This is a genomic window from Nonomuraea indica (genome assembly GCF_002850745.1).
GTDB lineage: Bacteria > Actinomycetota > Actinomycetes > Streptosporangiales > Streptosporangiaceae > Nonomuraea > Nonomuraea indica.
Genome location: NZ_KZ559479.1, coordinates 61644 through 87920 on the forward strand (window position 1 = coordinate 61644; position 26277 = coordinate 87920).

A 26277-nucleotide genomic window follows, 5' to 3' on the forward strand; every position below is an offset into this window, starting at 1 on the left:
CTACAGCACCGCCGCGCGCACGGTCAGCACGTCGGGCAGGTGCCTGACGACCAGCGACCAGCTCTCGCCGTCGTCGCGCGAACCGTAGACCTCGCCGTCGCGGGTGCCGAAGAACACGCCCGCCTCGGAGGCGGTCATCGCGTCGCGCAGCACCCCGACGTACACCGGAGGCTCCGGCAGGCCCCGGCCGAACGGCCGCCAGCTGCCGCCGCCGTCGTCGCTGCGGTAGACGCGCAGGTGGTGGCCGACCGGCGTGCGGTCGAGGTCGGCCTGCAGCGGGAGCACGTAGACGGTGTCGGGCCGTGCGGGATGCACCGCGACGGGGAACCCGAAGTCGGACGGCAGCGACGAGCCGACGTCGGTCCAGTCGCCGCCGAAGTCGTCGCTGCGGTAGACGCCGAAGTGGTGCTGCAGGTAGAGCCGGTCGGGCCGGGAGGGATGCAGGCCCACCTTGTGCACGCACTGCCCGAACTCGGGGAACTGCTGCCCCTCCGGCAGGAACGGCACGCGGATGCCGCGGTTGGCCGCCTCCCACGACAGGCCCCCGTCGGTGGTCCGGTAGAAGCCGGCCGCCGACACCGCCACGCCCATGATCCGCGGATCGGACGGGTGCGGCACGATCGTGTGCAGGCACAGGCCGCCGCCGCCCGGCTGCCACCGCTCCCGGTGGGGGTGCTCCCACAACCCCTCGACCAGGGTGTAGGTGACGCCGCCGTCCTCCGACCTGAACAGCGCGGCCGGCTCGGCCCCCGCCCACACCACCCCCGGCTCCACCGGGGACGGCTGGATCTGCCACACCCTCACCAGCGTCGCTCCCGTCTTGTCGGGGAACGCCACCGGCGGGCGGGACGCCTCCTGCCAGGAAACGCCCAGGTCGTCGGAGTACATCACGGACGGCCCGAAATGGCCGTACTCTATGCCGGCGAGAATGCGGGGAGTGCCGCCGCGGACGTCGATCGCCACGGACGGCACCCCGATGGTGGCGAACTGGATCGGCTCGACCTCGAACGGGCCTCCGCCGGTCGAACGGGCCAGGAACAGGCCCTTGCGGGTGCCGATCGCGAGCAGCGCGTCAGTCATGCCCAAGCTCCCATCGCTTCGGGTGCGCTCTGCGGGCCATCGTGCCACGTCAAGGGGCCGCCCGCCCGGAACTGGCCGATTCCCCCACCGGGGAACGACCGTTTTGCCGAGAATTGGCGCCGTCCCGCCGTACCGCTGAGACCGTGACGACGAAGCGCCGGGTACGCCCTCGGATGCGCCCGGGGAGCCCCTCGGGCATGAGCGGGGAGGGGCCGGTGCGGGTTCTCATCGATCTGACGCGCTGCCAGGGCTACGGGCAGTGCGCGTTCCTGGCGCCGGACGTCTTCACCATGCACGGCGACGAGGCCGTCCTGTACGACCCGGACCCCGATGACGCGCAGCGCGAGCGCGTCCTGCGCGCGGCGGCCGCCTGCCCGGTCCAGGCGCTGCACGTCGACCGGATGGCCATGCGGCACCGGACCGCCTCAGGCCCGGCGACGCGGGACGGCGCCGCCTTCAGGCGCGACGGCCGCATCGTCATCGTGGGAGCCTCGCTCGCCGGGGCGCGGGCGGCGGCGGTGCTGCGCCGCGAGGGCTTCACCGGCTCGCTCACCGTCATCGGCGACGAGCCCCACCCGCCCTACGACCGCCCGCCGCTGTCCAAGCGCGTGCTGAGCGGCGGCGTGCCCGCCGAGCACACGCTGCTGCCCCGCCTGCGCGAGGAGATCGGCGCCGAGTGGCTGCTCGGCACCGCGGCGACCGGCCTGGACCTGGCCGCCCGACGCGTCCGGCTGGCCGACGGCCGCGAGGTCGGCTTCGACCGGGTGCTGATCGCCACCGGCACCCGCGCCCGGCCCTGGCCCGACCCGGCCGAGGCCGCGTTGCGCGGCGTGCACGTGCTGCGCACGATGGAGGACGCGGCCGGGCTGCGCGAGGCGCTGGCCGCCGGCCCCCGCCGGGTCCTGGTGATCGGCGGCGGCTTCACCGGCTCGGAGGTCGCCTCCGTCTGCCGCGACCTGGACCTGCCGGTCACCCTCGTCGAACGCGGCCCGTCCCCGCTCTCCGGCGCGCTGGGCGGCGTGCTCGGCGAGGTGGCGGCCGGGCTGCAGCGGGCGCACGGCGTGGACCTGCGCTGCGGCGTCACGGTCACCTCCCTGGAGGGCGACGCGGACGGGCGGCTGCGCCGCGCCCACCTGTCCGATGGCGGCACCGTGGACGCCGAGGTGGCGGTGGTCGCGCTCGGCGCGGTCCGCAACGTCGAGTGGCTGCGCGGCTCCGGCCTGGCGGCCGGCGTGTGGGGCGTCGCCTGCGACGCCGGCTGCCGCGCCGTCGACGCCAACGGCCTGGTCACCGACGACGTGTTCGTGGCTGGCGACATCGCGCGTTTCCCGCACCCGGTCTTCCAGTACCAGTTCATGTCGCTGGAGCACTGGGGCAACGCGGTCGACCAGGCCGAGATCGCGGCGCACAACATGGTCAGCGACCAGACGCGGCGCTGGCCGCACCTGTCGCTGCCGGTGTTCTGGTCCACCCAGTTCGGGGTGAACATCAAGTCCGTCGGCGTGCCCACGTTCGCCGACGAGATCGTCGTCACCCAGGGGTCGGTGGCCGAGCGGCGCTTCGTCGCCGTGTACGGCCACCGCGGCCGGATCACCGCCGCGGTGACGTTCGACCAGGGCATGTGGCTGGAGTTCTACCGGCGGCTGATCGAGCGGGCCGCGCCGTTCCCGCCGGACTTCCCGCACGTGGACCGGCGGGAGGACCCCCGGCCGGTGCCGGCGGGGGCGCCGGAGCGCATCGTCGCCGCCGCGGGCGCCACCGTCGTGGTGACCGGTCACGACCCGTCCGAACGGCGCGCCTCGCTGGCGCCCGGCCGGTGACGAGAGGAGCCGAAACGCCCATGGCGTCCCAGAGCCCGTCCGAGAGCCCGTCCCAGAGCACGTCCGGGAGCGCGTCCGAGAGCCCGTCCGTGAGCACGTCCGAGCACGCGTCACAGAGCGTCTTCCAGCGCATTCTCGATCCCGCCAACCGGGCCGACCCCTACCGGCTCTACCACGAGCTGCGCGAGGTGCCGGTGCGGCGCGAGGCCGACGGCACCTACGTCGTCAGCACCTACCGCGAGATCGTCGAACTGCTGCACGACCCGCGCGTCAGCTCCGACCGGCGCAACCTGGCCCGCCCGTACGGGGCGGACGCCCTCGCCGACGCCATGCCGGCGCTGGCGTTCATCGGGCTGGACCCGCCGGAGCACGACCGGCTGCGGCGCCTGGCCATGCGGCACTTCGGGCCTCCGCACACGCCCTACCGGGTGGAGAGCCTCCTGCCCGAGATGAGCGCGATGGTCACCGGGCTGGTCGACGGCCTGGCCGGCAGGCACCGCGCGGACATCGTCGACGACGTCGCCTACCCGCTGCCGGTGACGGTGATCTGCCGGCTGCTCGGGGTGCCGCGCGAGGACGAGCCCCGCTTCCACGCCTGGGCCGACGCGATCGTCGAGACCCTCGGCCCGGGGGAGGAGGACCGCGCCGAACGGGAGCGCGCCCGCCTCGAGACCACCCTGCACCTGCGCGACTACCTGCAGGAACTGGTCGCCGCCCACCGCCGCGACCCCGGCGACGACCTGCTGTCCGGGCTGGCGACGTACGAGGGTCCCGACGGGGCGATGGCGCCGGCCGACGTCGTCGCCACGGCGGGACTGCTGCTGATCGCCGGGCACGAGACGACGGTCAACCTCATCGCCAACGGCATGCTCACCCTGCTGCGCCACCCCGAGCTGCTGAAGCGGCTGCGCGGTGAGCCGGACCTGGTCGTCAGGTTCGTGGAGGAGCTGCTGCGCTACGAACCCCCCGTCCAGTTCCTGCCCCAGCGGGTCGCGCTGGCCGACATCGAGCTGGCCGGGACGACCATCACCGCGGGCTCGCCCGTCGTGCTCGCGCTCGCCTCGGGGAGCCGCGATCCGGCCCACATCCCCGACCCCGACGTCTTCGACCCCGACCGCCCGTACACCGAGCACCTCGGCTTCGGCGGCGGGGTCCACTACTGCTTCGGCGCCCCCCTGGCCCGGCTGGAGGCGCAGCTCGCGCTGCGCGAGCTGGCCGGCCGGCTGCGCGCCCCCCGCCTGGTCGCGGACCCGCCGCCCTACCGGCCGAGCGCCACCCTGCGCGGACCGCGCCACCTGCTGGTGGACTACGACGGCGTGGACCCGGCGTCGCCCTGAGCCCCGGCCCCGCCGTGAGCCTCAGCCGAGAAGCGGGTCGTCGGCGAGTGCCGCCCGCAGGTGCGCGATGGCGTCGTCCAGCCGCCGCAGCGCCAGCAGCGCCTCCACGTGGTCGCGCACGGCGGTCAGCCGACGCTCGGTCAGCTCGGCGGCGGCCAGGCCGAGCGGATCGGAGCAGTCGTGCAGGCCGTCCGGCGCGGGCCCGGTCCACAGCCCGAGCGCCCGCGCCAGGTCGCCCGCCGCCTCCTCGTGCCGTGCCGCCCCGCGCCGACCTCGGCTCCCGCCCGTTCCACAGGCCGTGCACCAGCCGGTCGGCGGATGGCGGCTGCGGTCCGTCCGCTACCTCGGAGGTAATCGTGCCGCGTCCCGTCGTACCGATAACGTGCCGGGCATGGGAGCACTTGCGCTGACTGAGGAGTCTTTCGGTGACCTGCTGCGGTCGTGGCGGCAACGGCGCCGGGTGAGCCAGCTCGACCTGGCGATCGAGGCCGACGTGTCGGCCCGCCATGTCAGTTTCCTGGAGACCGGGCGGGCCCGGCCGAGCCGCGAGATGGTGATGAGACTGGCCGAGGAACTGGAGGTGCCGTTGCGGCACCGCAACAGGCTGCTGGTGGCGGCCGGGTTCGCGCCCGTCTTCCCCGAGCGGGAGGTGCGCGCGCCCGAGATGCAGGTGGTGCGGCAGGCCCTGGACAAGATCCTGGCCGGCCACGAGCCGTACCCGGCGCTGGTCGTGGACGCCGCGTGGAACCTGGTGGCGGCCAACTCCGCGGCCGCCGTCTTCATGGACGGCGTCCCGGCCGAGCTGCTGAAGGAGCCGATCAACGTGATGCGGCTGTCGCTGCATCCCGACGCCATGGGCGGCAGGCTGATCAACCTGGCGGAGGTGCGGGCCCACCTGCTGCACCGGCTGCGCAGGCAGGCCGAGGCCTCGGCGCACGGGGCGCTGGCCGAGCTGCACGACGAACTGGCCGCCTACACCTACCCCGGGGTCGATCTGAACGTGGCACACGTGCCCGGGCCGGCGGACATCCTGCTTCCGCTGCGGATCAGGCACGGCGACCGCGTGCTGTCGATGTTCACCACGATCGCCACGTTCGGTACGCCCGTGGACGTGACGGTGTCGGAGCTGGCCATCGAGACGTTCTGGCCCAACGACGAGGAGACCGCGGCGGCCTTCGCCCGCTAACGCTCGTCGTGGACGACGTCGCGGTGGATGCGCGACAGCGGCACGCCGTCGATCTGCAGCCGCTGCACCGTCTCGTTCACCATGGCGGACGGCCCGCACACGTACACCTCGTGCTCGGCCCAGGACCGGAAGCGCTGTGTGACCTCCGGCAGGCGGCCGCGCATCCCGTCGTAGGCGGGCTCGTGCGAGACCACCGGCACCACCCGCAGCCACGGGAACGACGCCGCCATCCTGACCAGGTCGGGCAGGTCGTACAGTTCGGCCGAGGTGCGCGCCCCGTACAGCAGGTGGACGTGGGAGCGCCGGCCCGAGGCGATGATCTGCTCGATGACGGCCTTCAGCGGCGCCAGCCCGGTGCCGCCGGCCACGCACAGCACGTCGCGGTCGGCGTCGTCCGGCGGGGCCATGGTGCCCATCGGCGGCCCGATCATGATCGTGTCGCCGATGCGGGTGTCGCGGGTCAGCGCGGTCGAGACCCACCCGCCGGGGACGGAGCGCACGTGCAGGCGGATCGTGTTGTCCGGGCGGGGCGCGTTCGCGATGGAGAACGTCCGCCACACGCGCGGCCAGCGCGCCGTCTGCACGGTCACGTACTGGCCCGCCCGGTACGGCAGGTGCTGCGTCGGCCGGAGCGTGATGACGGCGATGTCCTGGGTGCGCCGTTCGTGGTCGATGACGTCGGCCAGCCACCACGCGGGCATGACGGCGGCGGCCGAGTCGGCGGCGTCGATCATCATGTCGGCGGCCGTCCGGTAGGCCGACACCCAGGCGGCCTCGATCTCGTCGTCCCAGACGGCGGCGGCGAACGTGCGGACGGTGGCGAGCAGCGCCTCGCCGATCGCGCCGTAGTGGTCGGCGGTGACGCCGTACTTGCGGTGGTCGCGCCCGAGCTGGCCCAGGAAGGCCGCCATGCTGTCGGGGCTGTCCAAGCTCCAGACGATGCGGGTCAGGGCGCGGAACAGCCGGTCGCGCTGCCCGTCCATGGCCGGCGGGAACATCCCGCGCAGGTGCGGGTTCGCGGCGAACAACCGGCCGTAGAAATAGGCGGCCGCCTTGTCGGCCACGGGTTCGATGACGGAGAAACTCTCTTTTACCAGGCGCGGATTCAACGGCATTGCCTCATCAACCTCACCCTGTTGACCGGAAGGGTGTTCCGGTCGCGTCGTTCCACCTCCCTGACGGCTCCGGGTCTCGAGCGGACGGCGGGCCCCGGCACATCCGTACGCTCGAAATCGAGTCTTACACCACTACCAGGGCGTCACAACCGATTCACCCCATCAGGGGGCTAACCCGAACTATGCGTGACAGTAATGTTATGCGTCGATGCGAAGGGCTCTTATTTATGGTCAATGAAGGTGAATAAGTATTTCATTCGCATTCATGGTGTGAAGTGGTACGGGGTCGTCGTGCTCAGCGCCGTGAATCCGAGCCGGTGCAGAATCGGGCGGCTGTCCTCGGAGGCGTCCACCTGGAGGTAGCGGTGGCCGCGCTCGGCGGCGATCCGCGCGCGGAAGCCGAGCAGGGCGCGGTAGAGGCCACGCCCGCGCTGGTCCGGCACCGTGCCGCCGCCCCACAGCCCCCCGAAGTCGGTGCCGGGCCGCGTCTCCATCCGTGCCGCGCTGACCGGCCGCCCGCCCACCACGGCCACCACCGCCACCGCCACCGCGCCGCCCGCACCGTCCGCTTGCGCGCCGCCCGCACCGTCCGCCAGGAGCGCCAGCAGCCGGCGCCTGATCGCGTCGCGGCCCTTGCCGAACGCCTGCTCATGAACCTCCGCCAGCAGTTCCACCCCGGCCGCGTCGGTCACGGGCACCAGCCGCGCGTCGCCGGGCGGGCGGCCCGCCGGCCCGTCGAGGGCCCGCACGACCGCCGCCGTCTCGGCCACCATCAGCGTCTCCGCAGGCTCCGGCTCGAAACCGGCCGCCAGCAGCCGCCGGCCCAGGTCACGCGGGTGGTCGTGGGAGTACAGCTTCCACTCGAACGCCAGCCCGCGCGCGGCGTAGTGCCGCACCTGCGCGGCGATGACCGCCTCCGCCTCCTCCGGGCCCGCCTCCCGCAGGTCCGACCAGAGCACGCCGTTCCAGTCGCCGGCCCCGCCGGTCTGCCGCACCACCCGCCCGGCCCGCTCCACCCGCGCGCCGGGCCCGTCGGGGCGGGCGTCGCGCCGCATCTGGCGGTCGTAGGCCGCCAGCACCTCGTCGTGTTCCATCGCGCCAGCCCAGCACCGCCCCGACCGGCCGCGCAACGGCTTTTCCCGCGAGCGTCAGGGCGTTCCGGGGCGTCTCGGGACGGTCCGGGCACCCGCGACGGCGGGCGATCCGCGCGAGGGGTGCCGCGAGCCGAAAGGTGTGCGTCATGATGGGGACCCGTGGCCGCCGCCACGCCTCGCGGGCGGCGCGCGCCGCCCGCACACCTGTGGAGGCCGCATGTCCCGACCGCTGATCGGCATCACCGCCTACTTCGAGGCCGCCCGCTGGAGCGACTGGGTGCGCGAGGCGGTGCTCTCCCCACCGGCCTACGCCAAGGCGGTCGGCAGGGCAGGGGGCGCCCCGGTCGTGCTGCCGCCGCTCGACCCGCACGCCGCCGCCGACTACGTACGCGGCCTGCGGGGGCTGGTGCTGGCCGGCGGCGTCGAGGTGGGTGCCGGCGCCTACGGTGACGAGCAGGACGAGCGGGTGCCCGCGGCGCAGGACCACCGCGACCGCTTCGAACTGGCCCTGGCCCGCGCCGCCGTCGAGGCGGACGTACCGATCCTGGCCATCGCCCGCGGCATGCACGTGCTCAACGTCGCCCAGGGCGGCACGCTCATCCCGTGGCTGCCCGGCTCGCTCGGCCACGACCGGCACGGCAAGGCCGGCGTCGAGCACGTCATCCAGGTCAGCGTGTCCAGCAGGCTGGGCAAGGCCGTGGGCGACCGCGTCGAGGTGGTCGCGCCGCACGTCCAGTCGGTGCGGCGGCTCGGCGGCGGGCTGCTCGCCGTCGCCTGGGCCGAGGACCAGATCGTCGAGGGCGTCGAACTGCAGGGCCACCGGTTCGCGGTGGGCGTGCAGTGGCACCCCGAGCGCGGCACCGGCGCGGCCCTCTTCGACGCCCTCGTGGAAGCCGCCCGCTGACACCTTCCCCACCGACCACCCACCGACCACCCACCGACCACCCACCGACCACCCGCCGACCATCCGCCGACCATCCGCCGACCATCCGCCGACCGCTCGCCGACCGCTCGCCTACCGCCCGCTGATCCCTCATCGATCGCCTACCGACTCTCATCGACCGCTCGCCGATCCATCGCCGACCGCACGCCTACCGCGCCCCAAGCGCACGCCTACCGCGCCCCGACGGCACGCACCGCGCCCCGGCCGCGTCCCGCCGCGTCCCGGCCTCCGCCGACCGCTCGCCTGCCGACCTTGGTCGGGTGGCCGTCGAGGGGGACCCTCCCGGCCGGCGCCCCTTCACCGCTAGGCTCCCGCCATGCCGCTGCATCCCCAGGCGCGCGACTACGTCGCCCGCTACCCGTCGGACCTCGGCATCGACCCGGCCACGCTCGACCTGGAGCGGATCCGCGAGATGCGGGCCACCGACGGGCTGGCCGTCCACCGGGGCCCGCTCATCCGCCTGCCGTCCATCCGCGACGAGACCGCCGACGGCGTGCCGATCCGCGTCTACCGCGCCGACCCGGGCGACGGGCCGCTGCCGGTCCTGGTCTACTTCCACGGCGGCGGCTGGGTGTTCGGCAGCGTCCGGCGCAACGACGCCGTCGGCCGAGACCTGGCCGTCCGCACCGGAGCGGTCGTGGTGTCCGTCGACTACCGGCTGGCGCCCGAGCATCCCTTCCCGGCCGCGGCCGACGACGCCTGGACCGTCGTCCGCGACGTGTTCGCCCGGCCCGCGTTCTACCAGTGCGACGGCTCGGTCGCGGTGATCGGCGACAGCGCCGGCGGCAACCTCGCGGCCGTGGCCGCCTGGCAGGCCCGCGACGCCGGCCTCACCCTGGCCCACCAGGCGCTCGTCTACCCGGTGCTCGACGTGGCGATGGACACGCCCAGCTACGCCGAGTTCGCCACCGGCTTCGGGCTGGACGCCAGGGAGATGGCGTGGTTCGCCGAGCAGTACGCCGCGCACGCCGACCCCGCCGACCCGCGCCTGTCACCGCTGCGGCTGCCGTCCGTCGAGGGGCTGCCGCCCGCCACCGTCGTGACCGCCGGCTGCGACGTGCTGCGCGACGAGGGGGAGCGGTACGGAGCGCGCCTGGCGGAGGCGGGGGTGCCCGTCGAGGTGCGCAGGTTCGACGGCGCGGTCCACAGCTTCTTCGGCCTGCCGGGCCTGTTCGACCAGGCCGGTGAGGCCCGCGCGTTCGTGGCCCGCCGCCTGCGGGCCGACCTGGGGCTGGACGCCCCGGAGAGGGCCCCTGACCTGGGCGCATCGTGACGAACAGGTGAGAGCCTCGCCCGCATGGGTAGGCGCAGGCCCATGGCAGACAAGGATGCCAAGGACCCGCCGCCGCACCGATGCGAGCGGACGACGGGCCTGGCCGGAGAGGCCGAGAACGCCGCCCCGACGGCCACGCCCCGACCCGCTCGGGTCGCCGTGACGGCGGGACGGCGCCGACATCGCCACGGAGGACCTGCTGCCCGGACCATCAACGGCGATCATGGACCGGACGCGGCACGTGATCCATCGGTGCCGGGCAAGCGGGGGTGAAGGGCGCCGACCACGGGGCCCCGGGCACCCGGCAGGCGGGGGAGTTGAGACCTAGCTCGTCCACCCCGGGTGCGCCCTTCACCTCTGAGCCGAGCCGTCCGGACGGGGGCGACGCGCGTGGAAGACGAACGCCGGCGGCGCGTTCCGCCACACCGTGCGGCTCGGCACCACCTCCTCGAACCGCTCGGCCAGCAGGGCGCGGAACCGCCGCGCCGAGCCCAGCGGGATGGCGTGCACGTACGAGAACGTGGTGAACGCGGCGCCCGGGCTCATCGCCGCGCACACCGCGCCGAGCAGGCGGCGCTGCGCGCCGGCCGGGAAGGCCGCCCACGGCAGCCCGCTGACCACCACGTCGGCCCGCCCGAGGCCGCGGTCGGTGAGCAGCGACGTCAGGTCCGCGGCGTCGCCGTGCACCACGTCCACTGCGGGGAAACGCCGCGTGAGCAGGTCCGCCATGGAGGCGTTGAGCTCCACGGCCAGATGATGACCGCGCCCGCCCAGCCGCCGCTGGATCTCCTCGGTGAACGGCCCCGTGCCCGGCCCGAGCTCGACCACGGTCGGCTCCCCGCGCTCGGGGACGGGCGTGCAGACCGACGCGGCCAGACGACGTGAGCTGGGCGCGAACGCCCCCACCGTCGCGGGGGCGCGCAGGAACTGGCCGAAGAACAACGCGGTGTCATGGGGCATGCCGCCACCGTAGGGAGTGCGGGACGGGCACAAGATCAGCCGACCGGCCAGTGGTCCGGCCACTTGGAGGAGGCGGAGTCATCCGCACGGAGGATCGGGTAAGACGAGTTATCCGGATAACGTGCCGAGTATGCGTTGGCGTGGTTTGCCGCTTGACGTCCTGCTGGCCGTCTCCGGAACCGGACTGGACCTCCTGCTGTCGGGCAAGTCGGGCGGCGGGGGGCACCTGCCCTCGTTCATGACCGTCCCGATGGCGTTGCTCGTGGGCGTCCCCCTGGCGTTCCTGCGCCGGTGGCCGTTGCCGGTGAGCCTCTACCTGGCGGGGTTACTGGTCTTCGCCGACCTGGCCGGCTCGTTCACCTGCGACACGGCGCAGATGCTGCTGTGCGTGGCGATCGGCGTCGTGGCGCACCAGTACGACCGGTGGGCCGTCGGCGTCGCCCTGCTGGCCGCGGTGCCCGCCACCGTCGTCAACCTCCTCGACCCCGGCGTCTCGATCACCGTCAACACCTGGACGTTCTCCGTGCTCGTGCCCCTCCTCCCGGTCCTCGTCGGCGTCTCCCTGCGCGGCCCCGCCGGTCGGCTGGACCACGGCGACCTCACTCCCGACCTGCTCCTGGCCGGCGCGGGCGTGGCCAGCGCGGTGCTGGGCACGTGGACGGACTGGGACAGCGGCTCCATGCCGGTCTGGGTGGTGGGACTGGTCGCCGTCGCCGGCGGGTTGTCCCTCGGCGTGGCGCGCCGGCTGCCCGGGATGGTGTTCGTCCTGCAGGGCGCGCTGCTGCTGGCCGCCGACACCTACCTGGAGGAGGCGGTCAACACCTGCCTGATCCTCACCATGATCACACTGGCCGTGTTCGCCCTGCGGGTCAGCTCCTGGGTGTGGACGCTGATCGCGTACCTGGCGGGCTGCCTGCTGGCCGGCGCCGCCGTCGTCGTCCCCGGCACCGACGTCACGCCGTTCCGGGTGATCGTGCTGATGGCGTTGGTCGTCACGCCCATCGCGATCGGCCGCTACCTCGGCGTCCGCCAGGCGGCCGCCCGCGCCGAGCGGCTGCGCGCCCGCGAGTCGGCCCGGCTGGCGGTGGCGCAGGTCCGCGCCGACCAGCTCGCCGAACGCGAGCGGATCGCCCGCGACGTGCACGACATCGTGGCCCACCACGTGGGCGCCATGGTGCTGCGGGCGGGCGCCGCCCGCTACGCCGCCCCCGAGGGACCGGTCGCCGACGCCCTCGGCGACATCCGCGACACCGGGCACCAGGTGCTGGAGGATCTGCGCGGCCTGCTCGACGTGCTGTGCACCCCCGAGTACGCGCCCCCGTACACCGACCCGGGCGACCCCTCCAGCACCCGCTCCGACCCCGCCGGACGGTCCGTCCCCGTCCCGGACCGGCCCCCCGTCCCGGACCGGCCCCCCGTCCCGGACCGGCTCCCCGTCCCGGACCGGCTCCCCGTCCCCGCCGTCTCGTCGTCTCCTGCGGTCTCTTCGTCTCCCGCGGTCCCGTCGTCTCCTGCCGTCTCTTGGTCTCCCGCGGTGCCGTCGGCCGGCGAGGCGCCCTCCGCGGCGTTCGCCCGCCGCACCGGGATGCTGGCCGACCCCGCCGACGTCATGCGCGAGTCCGCCGAACGGGTGGCGTCCGCCGGGCTGGTCGTCGACCTCCGCCTCGACCCGGCCGCAGACCGTTCCCCGCTCGTCGCCCGCGCCTCCGCCGCCCGCATCGTCCAGGAGGGCCTCACCAACGTGCTCAAACACGCCGGCCCCGGCACCGAGGTCCGCGTCGCCCTGGCCGTCACGGGCAGGGGCATGTCCATCGAGATCCACAACGGCCGCCCGCCGGGCCACGTCGAGCGTCTTCCGTCCTCCGGCCGGGGCCTGGCGGGCATGCGCGAGCGGATCCGGGCGCTCGGCGGCACCCTCGCGGCCGGGCCGGACGGGGACGGCGGCTGGCGGCTGGCGGCGTTCCTGCCCGCCGCCCGGAGCCTCACGGCCCCGAGCGCGGCCGCCTCGGACACGGCCGGGATCACGCGGCGGGACACAGCCGGGGGCGCATCTGGGGACACGGCGAGGCACCGGCCGAGGCACACGGAGGTGGAGACGGCGGGCAAGACGGCGGGGGAGACGGCGGGGGGCATGGCCGACCCGGTGGAGGGCACGGTCGCCACGGTGGGCGGCTGTGGGGGCGCCCGGTGATCCGGGTCCTCGTCGCCGACGACCAGGCGCTCGTCCGCGCCGGCGTGCGGATGCTGCTGCAGGCCGCCGGCGACATGGAGGTCGTGGCCGAGGCCGAGGACGGCGCGGAGGCGGTCCGCCTCGCCGAGCGGCACCTGCCGGACGTGATCCTCATGGACCTGCGCATGCCCCGCGTCGACGGCCTGGAGGCGATCAGGCGGGTCCTCGCGGCCCGGCCGGCGAGCAGGATCGTCGTGCTGACCACGTTCGCCGAGGACGCCAACGTGCACGCCGCCCTGCGTGCCGGCGCGGTGGGCTTCCTGGTCAAGGACGACGAGCCGGAACGCATGGTCGACGCGGTGCGCCGCGCGTCGGCGGGGGAGCAGCTGCTCGCCCCGTCGGTGCTGCGCCGCGTCGTGGAGGGGTTCCTCGCCGCCGGGGAGCGCCCGGCCGCGCCCGTTCCCACCGGGCTCACCGAACGGGAGCTGGAGGTGCTCGCGCTGGTGGGCACGGGCCTGTCCAACGCCGAGATCGCCGAGGAACTGCACGTCGGGGTGACCACGGTCAAGACCCACGTCGCCGCCGCGATGGACAAGCTGGGCCTGCGCAACCGCATCCAGGCCGCCGTCGTCGCGCACCGCAGCGGCCTGGTGGACGCCTCGTTCCGGCCGGTACGCCATCACCCCCGCCGCGCCCTGGAGTGAGCCCGGAACCCGCCCGGCGCGGGCCTGGCGCGGGCCTGGCAGAGGCCTGGCATGGGCCTGCCGCGGGCCTGGGGCGCGGCGGCGTGAGCCCCGGGCGGGCGGATGTCATCCCCGCGGCGGACCCGCGAATAATCCGCCGGGCTGACGACCGGACCCGCCTGCGCCGACGACCATGGTCCTCCGCCATCTCAGGAAGGACCTCACCATGCGCGACTCCGGCCGGGACACCTCGCCCAACGCCGTGCTCCGCGACGCGGCCGCCCCAGCCGACGCCCCCGCCGCCAGCCGAGCCGACGCCCACGCCGACGCCCCCGGGGCGGGCACGCACGCCGGCACGGCCCCGCGCGACGGCGGCGCCCCGGCGCCGGCCCGGAAGGTGCCGCCCGGCCTGCTGTACGGGCTGCGCGTCGTGGTCGTCGCGCACGCCGCCGCCCTGGTCGTGGCCGCCTCGCTGGCCGGGCAGGCGGTGCAGGCGGGCGGCGGCGCGATGGCCGAGAGCCACGTGATGGCCGGCATGCTGTCCCACCTCGTGGCGATCGTCCAGGTCGTCATCGCCCTGCTCGTCTGGCGTCCCGGGCGCGGCGCGGGCTGGCCCGCGCTGGCCAGCGTCGTGCTGCTGGCCGCCGAGATGGCCCAGCACCTCACGTGGGAGTCGCTGGGCGCCCACCTGCCCAACGGGGTCGTCATGTTCGGCCTGACCACCGCCGTCCTCGTCTGGGCCTGGTCCCCGGGCTCGGCCCGCCGCCGCTAACCTCGACCGTGTGTACGTCAAGATCTGCGGGCTGAGCGAGCCCGAGCACGTGACCGCGGCCGTCGAGGCGGGCGCCGACGCCATCGGGTTCGTGCTGACCGAGAGCCCCCGCCGGATCGATCCGGAGCGGGCCGCGGCGCTCGGCCGCCTGGTCCCCGGCCACGTGCTGACCGTGGGGGTGTTCCGCGGCGAGGACCCGGCGACCGTCCGGGCGGCGGCCCTCGCCGCCGGCGTGCGGGCGGTCCAGCTGCACGGCCGCCATCCGCACGCCGACTTCACGGCGCTCAAGGACCTGGGCCGGACCCTCGTCAGAGCGGTCGACTCCAGCGCCGACCTGCGCTGCGGCGCCTTCGACGAGGACCTGCTCATCGTGGACGCGCCCCGGCCGGGCTCCGGCCTGCCGTGGGACTGGGCGGCCGTGCGCGGCAGGCCCACCGGCCGCTGGATGCTCGCGGGCGGGCTCAGCCCCGCGAACGTGGCCGAGGCCGTCGCCGCCGCCGCGCCGTGGGGGGTCGACGTGTCGAGCGGCGTCGAGGTCGCCCCCGGCGTCAAGGACTCGGCGCTCATCCGCTCGTTCGTGGCGGAGGCGCGCCGTGCCGCCTGAGCTGGCCCGGATCATCGCCTTCGAGCACGGGTTCGCCCGCCGCCGGGCGGGCCGGGTGGTCGAGGTGCCGGGCGGCTTCGCCGTGCTCAACGATCGCTATCCAGGCTCGTACGACGACAACAGGCTGATCGTCCGCCCACCCGGACCGCCGGGCACGCCGGCGGCTCCGCCGGCCGGTGAGGTGCTGCGGGTGGCGGACGAGGTGCTGGCGTCCCGCGCCCACCGCTACGTGTGCGTCGACGACGACACGCTCGGCGCCGCCTACGCGCCCGCCTTCGCCGCCGCCGGCTACACCCACGACGTCAACCTGATCATGGTGTTCCGCGGCACGCCGCCGGTGGACCCGCCGGCGGCCGACCACCTCACCCTGGAGGAGCTGCTGCCCGTGCTCCGCCACGACTGGCGCGAGCTGCTGCCCGACGCCGGCGAGAGCGTCGTCGAGGGGCTCGCCCGGCGCGTGGCCGAGCGGCTGCGTGGCGCCGACGTGGTGCAGTTCCGGGGCGTGCGCGACGCGGACGGCCGCATCGCCGCCCGAGCCGACCTGTACGCGCACGACGGGGTCGCCCAGATCGAGAGCGTGCACACCGGCACCCGCCACCGCGGCCGGGGCCACGCGCGCACGCTCATGACGGCCCTCCTGGCGGACGCGGCCGGCAACGACCCGATCTTCCTGGTGGCCGACGACGCCGACTGGCCCAAGGACTTCTACCGGCGCCTCGGCTTCGAGCCGCTGGCGCGCACCCACTCCTTCCTCCGCACCTGACGGGGGCGGGCGAAACAGGCGGCACGGACGGCCTGGCCGGGGCCGCCTGGAGTCACAGGTGACGCAGTAGGGTCTGCTCCGTGAGCGAAACTTCCGCTGAGGACCGGATCTGGACGGTTCCCAACCTGCTGAGCTTCCTGCGACTCCTCGGCGTGCCCGTCTTCCTCTGGCTCGTCCTCGGGCCGAAGGCGGACGGGTGGGCGATCGCCGTGCTGGCGGTCGCCGGGTTCACCGACTGGCTCGACGGAAAGATCGCCCGCGCCTTCGACCAGACCAGCAGGCTCGGCCGGATCATCGACCCGGCCGCCGACAAGCTCTACGTCTTCGCCACGATCCTGGCGCTGCTCATCCGCGACGTCATCCCGTGGTGGCTGGTGGCCGTCATCCTCGGCCGCGAACTGTTCGTCGCCTGTTTCATCCCCGTCCTCCGCCGGCACGGATACCGGGCACTGCAGGTGCATTTCCTGGGCAAGGCCGCCATGTTCAACCTCATGTACGCCTTCCCGCTGCTCTTCCTCGCCTCCCACACCGGCTGGTACGCCGACCTGGCGCGGATCACGGGATGGGCCTTCGCTCTGTGGGGAACAGGTCTGTACTGGTGGGCGGGCGCGCTCTACGTGGTGCAGGTGCGCCGGCTCGTGACTGCGACCACAAAGGAGTGATCGTGTGAAGGCGGTCGTCATGGCGGGAGGCGAGGGCACCCGGCTGCGGCCGATGACGGCCAACCAGCCCAAGCCCCTGCTCCCCGTCGCCAACCGCCCGATCATGGAGCACGTGCTGCGCCTGCTCAAGCGGCACGGCGTCACCGAGACGGTCGTCACCCTGCAGTTCCTCGCCGCGCTGGTGCGCAACTACTTCGGCGACGGCGACGAACTGGGCATGAGCCTGCAGTACGCCACCGAGGACATCCCGCTCGGCACGGCGGGCAGCGTGAAGAACGCCGCCGACCGGCTGCGCGAGGACACGTTCCTGGTGATCTCCGGCGACGCGCTGACCGACATCGACCTGACGGACATGGTCCGCTTCCACCGCGAGACCTCGGCCCTGGTCACCGTCGGGCTCAAGCGCGTCCCCAACCCCCTCGAGTTCGGCATCATCATCGTCGACGAGACCGGACGGGTGCAGCGCTTCCTGGAGAAGCCCACCTGGGGCCAGGTCTTCTCCGACACCGTCAACACCGGCGTGTACGTCATGGAGCCCGAGGTGCTCGACCACGTCGCCGCCGGCGGGCCCGTCGACTGGTCGGCCGACGTCTTCCCCCGGCTGCTCGACGCCGGCGCCCCCATCTACGGCTACGTGGCCGACGGCTACTGGGAGGACGTCGGCACCCACGAGAGCTATCTCAAGGCCCAGGCCGACGCCCTGTCCGGGCGGGTCAGGCTGGACCTCGGCGGCTTCGAGCTCTCGCCCGGCGTCTGGGTGGCCGAGTCGGCCTCCGTCGACCCGGACGCGGTGCTCAAGGGGCCGCTGCTCGTCGGCGACTACGCCAAGGTGGAGGCCGGCGCCGAGCTGCGGGAGTTCACCGTGCTGGGCAACAACGCGGTCGTGCGCGAGGGCGCCTTCCTGCACCGGGCGGTCGTGCACGACAACGTCTACCTCGGCCCCGGTGCCCACCTGCGCGGCTGCGTCATCGGCAAGAACACCGACGTGATGTCCGGCGCCCGCATCGAGGAGAGCGCCGTCATCGGCGACGAATGCGTCATCGAGCCCGAGGCGTACATCTCCAGCGGCGTCAAGGTCTACCCGTTCAAGACCATCGAGGCCGGGGCGGTGGTCAACACCAGCGTCATCTGGGAGTCGCGCGGCCAGCGCAGCCTGTTCGGGCCGCGCGGCGTCAGCGGACTGGTCAACGTCGAGATCACCCCCGAGCTGTGCGTACGGCTGGCCAGCGCGTACGCCACCACCCTGGAGAAGGGCGCCCACGTCGTCACCTCCCGCGACTCCTCCCTGGCGGCCAGGGCGCTCAAGCGGGCCGTGATCAGCGCGCTGACCGCGGGCGCCATCAACGTGCTCGACCTGGAGGCCGCCCCGCTGCCGGTGGCCCGCTTCCACACCTCCCGGGAGTCGGCCGCCGGCGGCATCACGCTGCGCACCACCGCCGGCGACCCGCAGAGCGTCGACATCGTGATCATGGACGACCGGGGCGCCGACCTGCCCGCCGCGGCCCAGCGCAAGCTGGAGCGGGTCTTCTCGCGGCAGGAGTTCCGTCGGGCCTTCCCCGGCGAGATCGCCGAGCTCCGCTACCCCGCCCGCGTGGTGGAGGACTACACCCACGAGCTGCTGCGCCGCATCGACATGACCGGCATCGACGGCATGAAGGTGGTCGTCGACTGCGCTGGCGGCACCTCCTCGCTCGTCCTGCCGACGCTGCTCGGCCGGGTGGGGGTGGACGTGCTCACCGTCAACGCCCGCCTCGACGACACCTCGCCCACCGAGACGCTCGCCGAGCGTCGCCGCGACCTGCAACGCCTCTCGGAGCTGGTCGGCTCCTCCCGCGCCGCGTTCGGCGTCCGCTTCGACCCCGTGGGCGAGCGGATCGCCCTCGTGGACGAGATGGGCCAGCTCATCGGCGAGGAACGCGCCCTGCTCGTGGTCCTCGACCTGGTGGCCGCCGAACGACGCGGCGGCAGGGTCGCGCTGCCCGTCACCACCACCCGGGTCGCCGAGCAGGTCTGCCGCTTCCACGGCGTCCAGGTGCAGTGGACCCCGACCGCGCTCGACGCGCTCACCTCGGCCGCCGCCGGCCACGACATGATCTTCGCGGGCGACGGCAGGGGCGGCTTCGTGGTCCCGGAGTTCTCGCCCGCGGTCGACGGGCTGGCCGCCTTCATGCGGCTGCTCGGCCTGGTCGCCCGCACCCGCCTGTCGCTCAGCCAGATCGACGCCCGCATCCCCGTGGCGCGGCTGCTGAAGCGCACCGTGCCGACCCGGTGGGCGGCCAAGGGGGCCGTCATGCGCTCGGTCATCGAGGTCGTCGAGGCGGGCTCGGAGCGGCACCGGGTCGACACCACCGACGGGGTGCGCGTCACCGGCGACGACGGGAGCTGGGTGCTCATCCTGCCCGCCGCCACCGAACCCGTCACCGACCTGTGGGCCGAGGCCCAGGACGTCGACACCGCCCAGGCGCTCCTCGAACGCTGGGCCCGGGTGGTCGAGCGGGCCGCCGGCTGAGCACCTGAGAGGAATGTCACCCTCCGTGACGGGCCGCCGGGGTTCGCATAGAACCGGGCAAGATCGTATCGTGTAAAGGCGCGGCGGCATGGACCTGCGGGCTAGGGCGGCGGTAACTTTGTCACCGTCCGAACCCGTCGTCCAGCGCCCCGCCTTGACCTTTGCCGTTCAGCAGCGTAAGTTGCGGCATTCGCAAACTTGAAGAGCGAAGCGAGGCGCGCCCCGAGCACCGTCGCCGCGTCTTCGCGGTAGGAGGCCGAGCCGATCGATGCCGAGCGTCTACTGCACGCAGTGCGGGCACGCCAACCCCGAGGATGCCCGTTTCTGTTCCCGTTGTGGGTCCCCGCTGACCAGGCATGAGGTCGGCGCCGACACGACATCGACGATCTCCGTCGCGGGAATCGAGGCGTACGAGGCTGAGACCGGCAACATGCTGCTGGCCGAGCAGGCGCTGGTCGAACAGCTCCCGCCGGGCACGGGGTTGCTGACGGTGACCAGGGGCCCCAACCAGGGCAGCCGGTTCCGCCTCGACAAGGACCTCACCACCACCGGGCGCCACCCCGAGAGCGACATCTTCCTCGACGACATCACGGTCTCGCGCCGCCACGTCGAGTTCTACCGCCACCGGGGCGGCCAGTTCTCCGTGCGGGACGTGGGCAGCCTCAACGGCACCTACGTCAACCGCGAGCGCATCGAGGAGGTGCCGCTGCACTCCGGCGACGAGGTGCAGATCGGCAAGTTCCGCCTCCTGTTCCTCGTGCGGAGCGCCGGCGGCGCATGAGCTCGCAGGCGGCACGCTCGCACATGAGCATCGGGGAGGTCCTCGCCCTCCTGCAGGGCGAGTTCCCCGACGTCACGATCTCCAAGATCCGCTTCCTCGAGGGTGAAGGGCTCATCGAGCCCGAGCGCAGCCCGTCGGGCTTCCGCAAGTTCACCCACCTGCACGTGGAGCAGCTGCGCTACATCCTCACCGAGCAGCGCGACCACTACCTCCCGCTGCGGGTGATCAAGGACCGGATGGCCGAGGAGCTCGGCCGCCCCCGCGCCGTCCCCGGCGCGCAGGAGACGCAGGAGGTGCGGCTGAGCCGCGCCGAGCTGCTGGAGGCGGCCGGGATCGACGACGAGACGCTCACCGAGCTGGAGGACTACGGCCTGCTCGCCGCGCACGCCCGGCGCTACGACCAGGACGCGCTGGAGGTGGCGCGCAGCGTCGGCGCGCTGGCCAGGTTCGGCCTGCACGCCCGGCACCTGCGCGCCGTCAAGGCGGCGGCCGAGCGCGAGGCGGGCCTGGTCGAGCAGACCGTCGCGCCGATACTCAAACGGCGCGCGCCAGGCGCGATCGGCGAGGCCGACGAGGTGGCCCGTGAGGCCTCCACGCTGCTGCTAGACCTGCACGCCGCGCTGGTGCGCATCGGTGTGCGCACCGTCCTCGGACGCTGAGCCGCCGGACGCCGGGCCTCCGGGCCCCGGACGGCCGCCGACGGCAGGGCGGCGGGACCCGGGACGGCCGAGCCGGACCGGGCCCCTCCGGCGGGACATCCGGGGCCTGTCGGGTGTTACGTTGAATTGCAGAAGCGGACCAGCAATGACCTGTGCCGGGTCACCGGCCAGTCGAATACGGAGCAGCCCGTGTTGCAGATGGAGGTCGTGGGCGTACGCGTTGAGATGCCCACAAACCAGCCGATCGTCTTGCTCAAGGAGGCACACGGGGAGCGGTTCCTGCCCATCTGGATCGGCATGACCGAGGCCACGGCCATCGCGCTGGCCCAGGCGGAGGAGCCGCCGCCGCGGCCGCTGACGCACGACCTGTTCAGGGACGTGCTGAGCGCCCTGGGCGTCGGCCTGCGTGCCGTCAACATCGTCGCCCTGCGCGACGGCATCTTCTTCGCCGATCTGGTGTTCTCCAACGGGGTGGAGGTGAGCGCGCGGCCGTCCGACTCGATCGCGCTCGCCCTGCGCACCGGGGCGCGCATCTTCGCCAGCGAGGAGGTCGTCCAGGAGGCCGGAGTGATCATCCCCGACGACCAGGAGGACGAGGTGGAGAAGTTCAGGGTGTTCCTTGACACGATCACGCCCGAAGACTTCGGTAAGGCGGGGTAGGTATTTCAGTGCATTTACGCTTCACGACGCGCCGAGCCGGATCGTTGACTGCGCATGGTCACAGTCCTACGGTGCAAGTGAAACCCGTGGTCGCCCTTTTACGAACCCCCAGATCAGGCCACGGGATGAGAGAAAGCCGGAGGTCCGCGTGGCGGTCAGCAGCGGCGAGGGTAAGACGGCCGGCCAGGAAGATTCGGTGCGGCGCGAGAGCGCCCGGCAGCGTGCCGGGGAGCAGGGCCTGCTCTTCGACGAGCAGCCGACGGCGCTGCCGGGTGACATCGGATACCGTGGCCCGACGGCCTGCGCGGCGGCCGGCATCACCTACAGGCAGCTTGACTACTGGGCGCGCACCGGTCTGGTCGAGCCCACGATAAGAGCCGCCCAGGGCTCGGGCTCCCAGCGGCTCTACAGCTTCCGCGACATCCTGGTGCTCAAGGTCGTCAAACGGCTGCTCGACACCGGGGTGTCCCTGCAGCAGATCCGCACCGCCGTGCAGCATCTGCGTGATCGCGGGGTGGCCGACCTCGCGCAGATCACGCTCATGAGCGACGGCGTCAGCGTCTACGAGTGCACCTCGGCCGACGAGGTGATAGACCTGCTCCAGGGCGGTCAGGGCGTGTTCGGCATCGCGCTCGGCCGGGTCTGGCGGGAGGTCGAGGGCAGCCTCGCGGAGCTGCCGGGGGAACGAGCGGCGGTCGCGGACACCGTCCCGGCCGACCACCCCGCTGACGAGCTGGCCCAGCGGCGACGGGCGCGCCGACTGGGGTAGTAACCTGGAGAGCGCAAGGCTGACGACCCCGTGCGGGAGAGTCCCCGGGCAGGTCCCAGGGGGCGCCGAAGGAGCAACCCTCCCCGGAATCTCTCAGGCACCTGTACCGCTCGGGTGAGGCGACTCTGGAAAGCAGCCGCGCCCGCCAGGCGCGTCTCACCGACGGTGCAAGCCCCTCATCCGGGGTGAAGCTCTCAGGTCGAGATGACAGAGGGGGAGATCCGGCACACGTCCGCGCCCTGGCGCCGGTCTCCACAGCCTCGGGAGGCATCTCCATGACCGACCTGTCAGCTCCGCCGTTCTCGACCCGGCACATCGGCCCGTCGGAGGCCGAGCGGCAGCGCATGCTCGAGGCCGTGGGCTTCGAGTCCGTGGCCGACCTGGTGTCCGTGGCCGTCCCGGAGGCCATCAGGGCCAAGGACCGGCTCAAGCTCCCCGTCGCCGCGAGCGAGACAGAGGCGATCGCCGAGCTGCGCGCGCTGGCCGGGCGCAACCAGGTGTTCACCTCCATGATCGGCCTGGGCTACCACGACACCGTGACGCCCGCCGTGATCCGCCGCAACCTGCTGGAGAACCCCGGCTGGTACACCGCCTACACGCCGTACCAGCCCGAGATCTCGCAGGGCCGCCTGGAGGCGCTGCTCAACTTCCAGACCGTCGTCTCCGACCTGACCGGCCTCGACGTGGCGGGCGCCTCGTTGCTCGACGAGGGCACCGCCGCCGCCGAGGCGATGACGCTGGCGCGCCGGGCCGGCAAGGCCAGGAGCGATGTGTTCGTGGTCGACGCCGACGCGCTGCCGCAGACCAAGGCGGTGCTCGCCACCCGCGCCGAGCCGCTCGGCATCACGCTGGTGGAGCACTCCCTCGACGGCGACCTGCCCGAGTGCTTCGGCGTCCTGGTGCAGTACCCGGGCGCCTCCGGCCGGCTGCGCGACTTCCGCGCCGTGGCCGAGGCCGCGCACGCCGCCGGCGCGCTGGTGGTGGCCGCCGCCGACCTGCTGGCGCTCACCCTGGTCACCCCGCCCGGCGAGCTGGGCGCCGACATCGCGGTCGGCTCCTCGCAGCGGTTCGGCGTCCCGTTCGGCTTCGGCGGCCCGCATGCCGCCTACATGTCGGTGCGCGAGGGCCTGCAGCGGCAGCTGCCCGGCCGCCTGGTCGGCGTGTCCGTCGACGCCGACGGCGACCCCGCCTACCGGCTCGCCCTGCAGACCCGCGAGCAGCACATCCGCCGTGAGAAGGCCACCAGCAACATCTGCACCGCCCAGGTGCTGCTCGCCGTCATCGCCGGCATGTACGCCGTCTACCACGGGCCCGAGGGCCTGCGCCGCATCGCCGCCCGCACCCACCGGCACGCCGCCGCGCTCGCCGAGGCGCTGCGCCGCGGCGGCGTCGAGGTGGTGCACGGCGAGTTCTTCGACACCGTGCTGGCCCGGGTGCCGGGCAAGGCCGCCGAGGTGGTCCGGGCGGCGGCCGCGCGGCGCGTCAACGTGTGGCGGGCCGACGACGACCACGTCTCCGTCGCCTGCGACGAGACGACCTCCGCGGCCCACCTGGAGGACGTGCTGGCCGCGTTCGGCGAGGCCGCCGGCCACCGGCCGGTCGCGGCCGACGAGCTGGCCGGGCTGCTCGGCGACGCGGGCCTCGACCGGCTGCCCGCCGCGCTGACCCGCGAGTCCGCCTACCTGACCCACCCGGTCTTCCACAGCCACCACTCCGAGACCGCGATGCTGCGCTACCTGCGCCGGCTGCAGGACAAGGACATCGCGCTCGACCGGTCGATGATCCCGCTCGGCTCCTGCACGATGAAGCTCAACGCCAGCACGGAGATGGAACCGATCACCTGGCCGGAGTTCGCGGCGATCCACCCCTACGCGCCGGAGGAGCAGGCCGCCGGCTACCTCGAGCTGATCCGCACCCTGGAGGACTGGCTGGCGGAGGTCACCGGCTACGACGCGGTGTCGCTGCAGCCCAACGCCGGGTCCCAGGGCGAGCTGGCCGGGCTGCTGGCCATCCGCGCCTACCACCGCGCCAACGGCGACGAGGGCCGCGAGGTGTGCCTCATCCCGTCGTCCGCCCACGGCACCAACGCCGCCAGCGCCGTCATGGCCGGCATGCGCGTCGTCGTGGTGGCCTGCGACTCCGAGGGGAACGTGGACCTGGCCGACCTCGACGCCAAGATCTCCAAGCACCGCGACGCGCTGGCCGCGATCATGGTGACCTACCCGTCCACGCACGGCGTGTACGAGGAGGCCATCACCGAGATCTGCGCCAAGGTGCACGAGGCGGGCGGCCAGGTCTACGTCGACGGGGCCAACCTCAACGCGCTGGTCGGCCTGGCCAAGCCGGGCGAGTTCGGCGCCGACGTGTCGCACCTCAACCTGCACAAGACGTTCTGCATCCCGCACGGCGGCGGCGGGCCGGGCGTCGGCCCGGTCGCGGTGCGCTCCCACCTGGCGGGCTACCTGCCCGGTCACCCGCTGCGCGCCGGCTCCGGCCCGGCGCCGGCCGACCGCGTCGGGCCGGTCTCGGCCGCCCCGTACGGCTCGGCGGGCATCCTGCCGATCTCGTGGGCGTACATCCGCATGATGGGCTCCGACGGTCTCACCGCCGCCACCCAGCAGGCCATCCTGTCGGCCAACTACCTCGCCCGGCGGCTCGCCCCCCACTACCCGGTGCTCTACACCGGCCGTGGCGGGCTGGTGGCCCACGAGTGCATCATCGACCTGCGGCAGATCACCAAGGAGACCGGTGTCACGGTCGACGACGTGGCCAAGCGGCTCATCGACTACGGCTTCCACGCGCCGACCATGTCGTTCCCCGTGGCGGGCACGCTGATGATCGAGCCGACCGAGAGCGAGGACCTCGCCGAGCTCGACCGGTTCGCCGACGCGATGATCGCCATCCGCGGCGAGATCGCGAAGGTGGCCTCGGGCGACCACGACCGCTCCGACAACCCGCTGCGCAACGCCCCGCACACCGCCGAGGCCGTCGCGGCCGACGAGTGGCCGCACCCCTACACCCGCACGGAGGCGGCCTACCCGGTGCCCGCGCTGCGCGACGGGAAGTACTGGGTGCCGGTGCGCCGCATCGACCAGGCCTTCGGCGACCGCAACCTCGTGTGCTCCTGCCCTCCGCTGGAGGCGTACGAGGACTGAGGCCGGGCCGCCCTCGGGGCGGCGCACCCCGGCGGGCACGCAGGGCGTGCCGTCGGACGACAATGGGCACGTGGTTCTCGCCGAACGACGACCCGGTGCCGGAGGCGGCGAACACCGCCTCCGGCACCGGCGTCAGGTCCGCCTCCAGGGGCGGCGAGAAGCCCTTCATGCCGTTGCCGACTCGTCCCTCAGCCGGGCCGCGCCGTCGTCCTCCCGGCTGACGGTGATGACGACGCCCTCGCGCCGGTGGCTGCCGACGCGCGGCGTGACGTCCACGACGGGCGGCCGCGCCGGCGGGCCGGACGGGGGCGGCATGGTGACGCCGGCCAGTTCGGCGCACGGCGGACTCCGTCGTTCGCGAACGGGTCTTCCAGACCTTCCCCGGCAAGCGGGCAGACATGATCGTCAGAAGTCGTTAGGCTCGGGGCGATCGCCGCCGAAGGGGAGCCTTTCGTGACATCTTCAGAGCTGGAGACCCCGCCTCTGGACACCGCCCGCCGCCTGGCCGAGCAGGGCGACCTCGACGGCGCGGCGGCCATCCTCTCCGAGCTCGCCGCCGACCCCGACGAGCCCCACCGGGCGCAGGCCGCGGTCGGCCTCGCCGTCGTGCTGGAGGAACGAGGCGACGCCGAGGGCGCCCGTGCCGCCGCCAGGGCCGCGCTCGCCACCGGGCATCCCGAGTTCGCCGCCCAGGCTGCCTGCCACCTGGCCCAGGGCTTCGAACGGGAGGGGCGGGCCGAGCAGGCCAGGGGCGCCTGGCAGGCGGTGCTCGGCGTCGGCACGCCCGCCTACCTGCCGCTCGCCCACCTCGCGCTGGCGCGGCTCGCCGTACAGGCGGGCGACGACGGCGAGGCCGAGCAGGCGCTGCGCCAGGCCCTCGCGGCCGGTGAGACCGCCGGCGACGCCGAGTCGGCCGCGCACGCCGCCCAGCAGCTCGCCGGCCTGCTCCTGGAACGAGGAGAGGCGGGCGAGGCCGCCGACCTGCTCCTCGACGCGCTCGCCGTCGCCCCGGCCGCGTCGGTGCCGCGGCTGCGCGTGCAGCTCGGGATCGCGCACCTGGAGCTGGCGTGCGCGGAGTTCGCGGCGGCCGTCGAGGACGGCGCCGACGCCGGGACGGGTGCGCTCGCCATCGAGCTGCTGGCCCGCACGCTGCCCCTGCGCGGCCGCGACGAGGACGCCGGCCAGGTGTGGGCGTACGGGCTGGACCACGAGGACGAGACCCTCGCCGCCGAGGTCCGCCTGCGCCTCGGCCGCGACACCTGACCCCGCCCCGCATCCCTGA

23 protein-coding genes, 1 pseudogene and 1 riboswitch are annotated in these 26277 nt (G+C 73.9%); of the genes and pseudogenes, 18 read left to right on the forward strand and 6 right to left on the reverse strand.

All coding sequences use genetic code 11. The features are described from left to right. On the reverse strand, positions 1-1080 hold the full coding sequence (locus CXR44_RS29325) for a WD40/YVTN/BNR-like repeat-containing protein (protein ID WP_101789375.1): 1080 nt from the start codon (positions 1078-1080) through the stop codon (positions 1-3). Between the two features lie 215 nt (positions 1081-1295). Here CXR44_RS29325 and CXR44_RS29330 point away from each other — a divergent pair, with 215 nt between their 5' ends. Continuing rightward, positions 1296-2900, forward strand: a complete 1605-nt coding sequence (locus CXR44_RS29330; protein ID WP_101789376.1) for an FAD-dependent oxidoreductase — start codon at positions 1296-1298, stop codon at positions 2898-2900. Between the two features lie 20 nt (positions 2901-2920). Then, complete coding sequence (locus CXR44_RS29335; RefSeq protein WP_101789377.1) at positions 2921-4237, forward strand: cytochrome P450; 1317 nt, start codon at positions 2921-2923, stop codon at positions 4235-4237. Positions 4238-4258: 21 nt separating this feature from the next. On the opposite strand, the pseudogene CXR44_RS29340 reads toward CXR44_RS29335, so the two are convergent. Beyond that, positions 4259-4501: pseudogene (locus CXR44_RS29340) on the reverse strand (BTAD domain-containing putative transcriptional regulator); the annotation flags it as partial. Between the two features lie 127 nt (positions 4502-4628). On the opposite strand from CXR44_RS29340, the gene CXR44_RS29345 reads away from it, so the two are divergent. Beyond that, a complete protein-coding gene (locus tag CXR44_RS29345) occupies positions 4629-5423 on the forward strand; it encodes a helix-turn-helix domain-containing protein (RefSeq protein ID WP_180903760.1) in 795 nt (264 codons plus the stop codon). On the opposite strand, the gene CXR44_RS29350 is transcribed toward CXR44_RS29345, so the two are convergent. Both CXR44_RS29350 and CXR44_RS29355 read right to left on the reverse strand, forming a co-directional pair. After that, complete coding sequence (locus tag CXR44_RS29350; RefSeq protein WP_245899532.1) at positions 5420-6487, reverse strand: globin domain-containing protein; 1068 nt, start codon at positions 6485-6487, stop codon at positions 5420-5422. The two genes, CXR44_RS29345 and CXR44_RS29350, sit on opposite strands and share 4 nt — an antisense overlap. A gap of 314 nt (positions 6488-6801) precedes the next feature. Beyond that, on the reverse strand, positions 6802-7632 hold the full coding sequence (locus tag CXR44_RS29355) for a GNAT family N-acetyltransferase (RefSeq protein WP_101789379.1): 831 nt from the start codon (positions 7630-7632) through the stop codon (positions 6802-6804). 217 nt (positions 7633-7849) lie between these two features. On the opposite strand from CXR44_RS29355, the gene CXR44_RS29360 reads away from it, so the two are divergent. Then, entirely contained in the window at positions 7850-8536 is a 687-nt protein-coding gene (locus CXR44_RS29360; protein WP_101789380.1) for a gamma-glutamyl-gamma-aminobutyrate hydrolase family protein, read from the forward strand. A 355-nt stretch (positions 8537-8891) separates the two neighbouring features. Next, entirely contained in the window at positions 8892-9848 is a 957-nt protein-coding gene (locus CXR44_RS29365) for an alpha/beta hydrolase (RefSeq protein ID WP_101789381.1), read from the forward strand. A 351-nt stretch (positions 9849-10199) separates the two neighbouring features. On the opposite strand, the gene CXR44_RS29370 is transcribed toward CXR44_RS29365, so the two are convergent. Continuing rightward, positions 10200-10808 (reverse strand): class I SAM-dependent methyltransferase, encoded by a 609-nt coding sequence (locus CXR44_RS29370; RefSeq protein WP_101789382.1) that lies wholly within the window; start codon positions 10806-10808, stop codon positions 10200-10202. A 130-nt stretch (positions 10809-10938) separates the two neighbouring features. On the opposite strand from CXR44_RS29370, the gene CXR44_RS41235 reads away from it, so the two are divergent. The 12 genes from CXR44_RS41235 to gcvP all read left to right on the forward strand — a co-directional run bounded on the left by CXR44_RS41235 (position 10939) and on the right by gcvP (position 24995). After that, positions 10939-12999, forward strand: coding sequence for a sensor histidine kinase (locus CXR44_RS41235; RefSeq protein ID WP_245899534.1), 2061 nt, complete (start codon positions 10939-10941; stop codon positions 12997-12999). After that, positions 12996-13682, forward strand: coding sequence for a response regulator (locus CXR44_RS29385; RefSeq protein ID WP_101789383.1), 687 nt, complete (start codon positions 12996-12998; stop codon positions 13680-13682). Before CXR44_RS41235 ends, CXR44_RS29385 begins: the two co-directional genes overlap by 4 nt. A 205-nt stretch (positions 13683-13887) precedes the next feature. Continuing rightward, a complete protein-coding gene (locus CXR44_RS29390; RefSeq protein ID WP_245899536.1) occupies positions 13888-14433 on the forward strand; it encodes a hypothetical protein in 546 nt (181 codons plus the stop codon). Between the two features lie 10 nt (positions 14434-14443). Next, positions 14444-15037 carry a phosphoribosylanthranilate isomerase gene (locus tag CXR44_RS29395; RefSeq protein ID WP_101789384.1) on the forward strand — a complete coding sequence of 198 codons (594 nt, stop codon included), beginning with the start codon at positions 14444-14446 and terminating at the stop codon, positions 15035-15037. Then, the gene (locus tag CXR44_RS29400; protein WP_101789385.1) at positions 15027-15800 is read left to right on the forward strand and encodes a GNAT family N-acetyltransferase; all 774 of its coding nucleotides are present in this window, start codon (positions 15027-15029) and stop codon (positions 15798-15800) included. The genes CXR44_RS29395 and CXR44_RS29400 overlap by 11 nt, the downstream gene beginning before the upstream one ends. A gap of 80 nt (positions 15801-15880) precedes the next feature. After that, complete coding sequence (gene clsA / locus CXR44_RS29405) at positions 15881-16462, forward strand: cardiolipin synthase ClsA (protein WP_101789386.1); 582 nt, start codon at positions 15881-15883, stop codon at positions 16460-16462. 4 nt (positions 16463-16466) lie between these two features. Beyond that, entirely contained in the window at positions 16467-18971 is a 2505-nt protein-coding gene (locus tag CXR44_RS29410; protein WP_101789387.1) for a mannose-1-phosphate guanyltransferase, read from the forward strand. A 268-nt stretch (positions 18972-19239) separates the two neighbouring features. Continuing rightward, positions 19240-19752 carry a double zinc ribbon and FHA domain-containing protein gene (locus CXR44_RS29415; RefSeq protein ID WP_101789388.1) on the forward strand — a complete coding sequence of 171 codons (513 nt, stop codon included), beginning with the start codon at positions 19240-19242 and terminating at the stop codon, positions 19750-19752. A gap of 23 nt (positions 19753-19775) precedes the next feature. After that, a complete protein-coding gene (gene ftsR / locus CXR44_RS29420; RefSeq protein WP_101789389.1) occupies positions 19776-20411 on the forward strand; it encodes a transcriptional regulator FtsR in 636 nt (211 codons plus the stop codon). Between the two features lie 189 nt (positions 20412-20600). Further along, positions 20601-21071, forward strand: coding sequence for a bifunctional nuclease family protein (locus CXR44_RS29425; RefSeq protein WP_101789390.1), 471 nt, complete (start codon positions 20601-20603; stop codon positions 21069-21071). A gap of 148 nt (positions 21072-21219) precedes the next feature. Then, entirely contained in the window at positions 21220-21840 is a 621-nt protein-coding gene (locus CXR44_RS29430) for a MerR family transcriptional regulator (protein ID WP_101789391.1), read from the forward strand. Positions 21841-21863: 23 nt separating this feature from the next. Next, positions 21864-21959: riboswitch (glycine riboswitch) on the forward strand. Between the two features lie 156 nt (positions 21960-22115). Further along, the gene (gcvP, locus tag CXR44_RS29435) at positions 22116-24995 is read left to right on the forward strand and encodes an aminomethyl-transferring glycine dehydrogenase (protein WP_101789392.1); all 2880 of its coding nucleotides are present in this window, start codon (positions 22116-22118) and stop codon (positions 24993-24995) included. A gap of 165 nt (positions 24996-25160) precedes the next feature. On the opposite strand, the gene CXR44_RS39740 is transcribed toward gcvP, so the two are convergent. After that, positions 25161-25310 carry a hypothetical protein gene (locus tag CXR44_RS39740; RefSeq protein WP_180903762.1) on the reverse strand — a complete coding sequence of 50 codons (150 nt, stop codon included), beginning with the start codon at positions 25308-25310 and terminating at the stop codon, positions 25161-25163. A 138-nt stretch (positions 25311-25448) separates the two neighbouring features. Between CXR44_RS39740 and CXR44_RS29440 the strand changes: the two genes are divergently transcribed. Further along, entirely contained in the window at positions 25449-26258 is an 810-nt protein-coding gene (locus CXR44_RS29440) for a hypothetical protein (RefSeq protein ID WP_101789393.1), read from the forward strand. The last annotated feature ends 19 nt before the right edge of the window (positions 26259-26277 follow it).

Coding starts and splice junctions, on each gene's coding strand:
- ftsR (WP_101789389.1), top strand. CDS start 19,776: ATGAGCATCGGGGAGGTCCTCGCCCTCCTGCAGGGCGAGTTCCCCGAC.
- CXR44_RS29360 (WP_101789380.1), top strand. CDS start 7,850: ATGTCCCGACCGCTGATCGGCATCACCGCCTACTTCGAGGCCGCCCGC.
- gcvP (WP_101789392.1), top strand. CDS start 22,116: ATGACCGACCTGTCAGCTCCGCCGTTCTCGACCCGGCACATCGGCCCG.
- CXR44_RS29335 (WP_101789377.1), top strand. CDS start 2,921: ATGGCGTCCCAGAGCCCGTCCGAGAGCCCGTCCCAGAGCACGTCCGGG.
- CXR44_RS29370 (WP_101789382.1), bottom strand. CDS start 10,808: ATGCCCCATGACACCGCGTTGTTCTTCGGCCAGTTCCTGCGCGCCCCC.
- CXR44_RS41235 (WP_245899534.1), top strand. CDS start 10,939: ATGCGTTGGCGTGGTTTGCCGCTTGACGTCCTGCTGGCCGTCTCCGGA.
- CXR44_RS29345 (WP_180903760.1), top strand. CDS start 4,629: ATGGGAGCACTTGCGCTGACTGAGGAGTCTTTCGGTGACCTGCTGCGG.
- CXR44_RS29415 (WP_101789388.1), top strand. CDS start 19,240: ATGCCGAGCGTCTACTGCACGCAGTGCGGGCACGCCAACCCCGAGGAT.
- CXR44_RS29355 (WP_101789379.1), bottom strand. CDS start 7,632: ATGGAACACGACGAGGTGCTGGCGGCCTACGACCGCCAGATGCGGCGC.
- CXR44_RS29365 (WP_101789381.1), top strand. CDS start 8,892: ATGCCGCTGCATCCCCAGGCGCGCGACTACGTCGCCCGCTACCCGTCG.
- CXR44_RS29325 (WP_101789375.1), bottom strand. CDS start 1,080: ATGACTGACGCGCTGCTCGCGATCGGCACCCGCAAGGGCCTGTTCCTG.
- CXR44_RS39740 (WP_180903762.1), bottom strand. CDS start 25,310: ATGCCGCCCCCGTCCGGCCCGCCGGCGCGGCCGCCCGTCGTGGACGTC.
- CXR44_RS29390 (WP_245899536.1), top strand. CDS start 13,888: ATGCGCGACTCCGGCCGGGACACCTCGCCCAACGCCGTGCTCCGCGAC.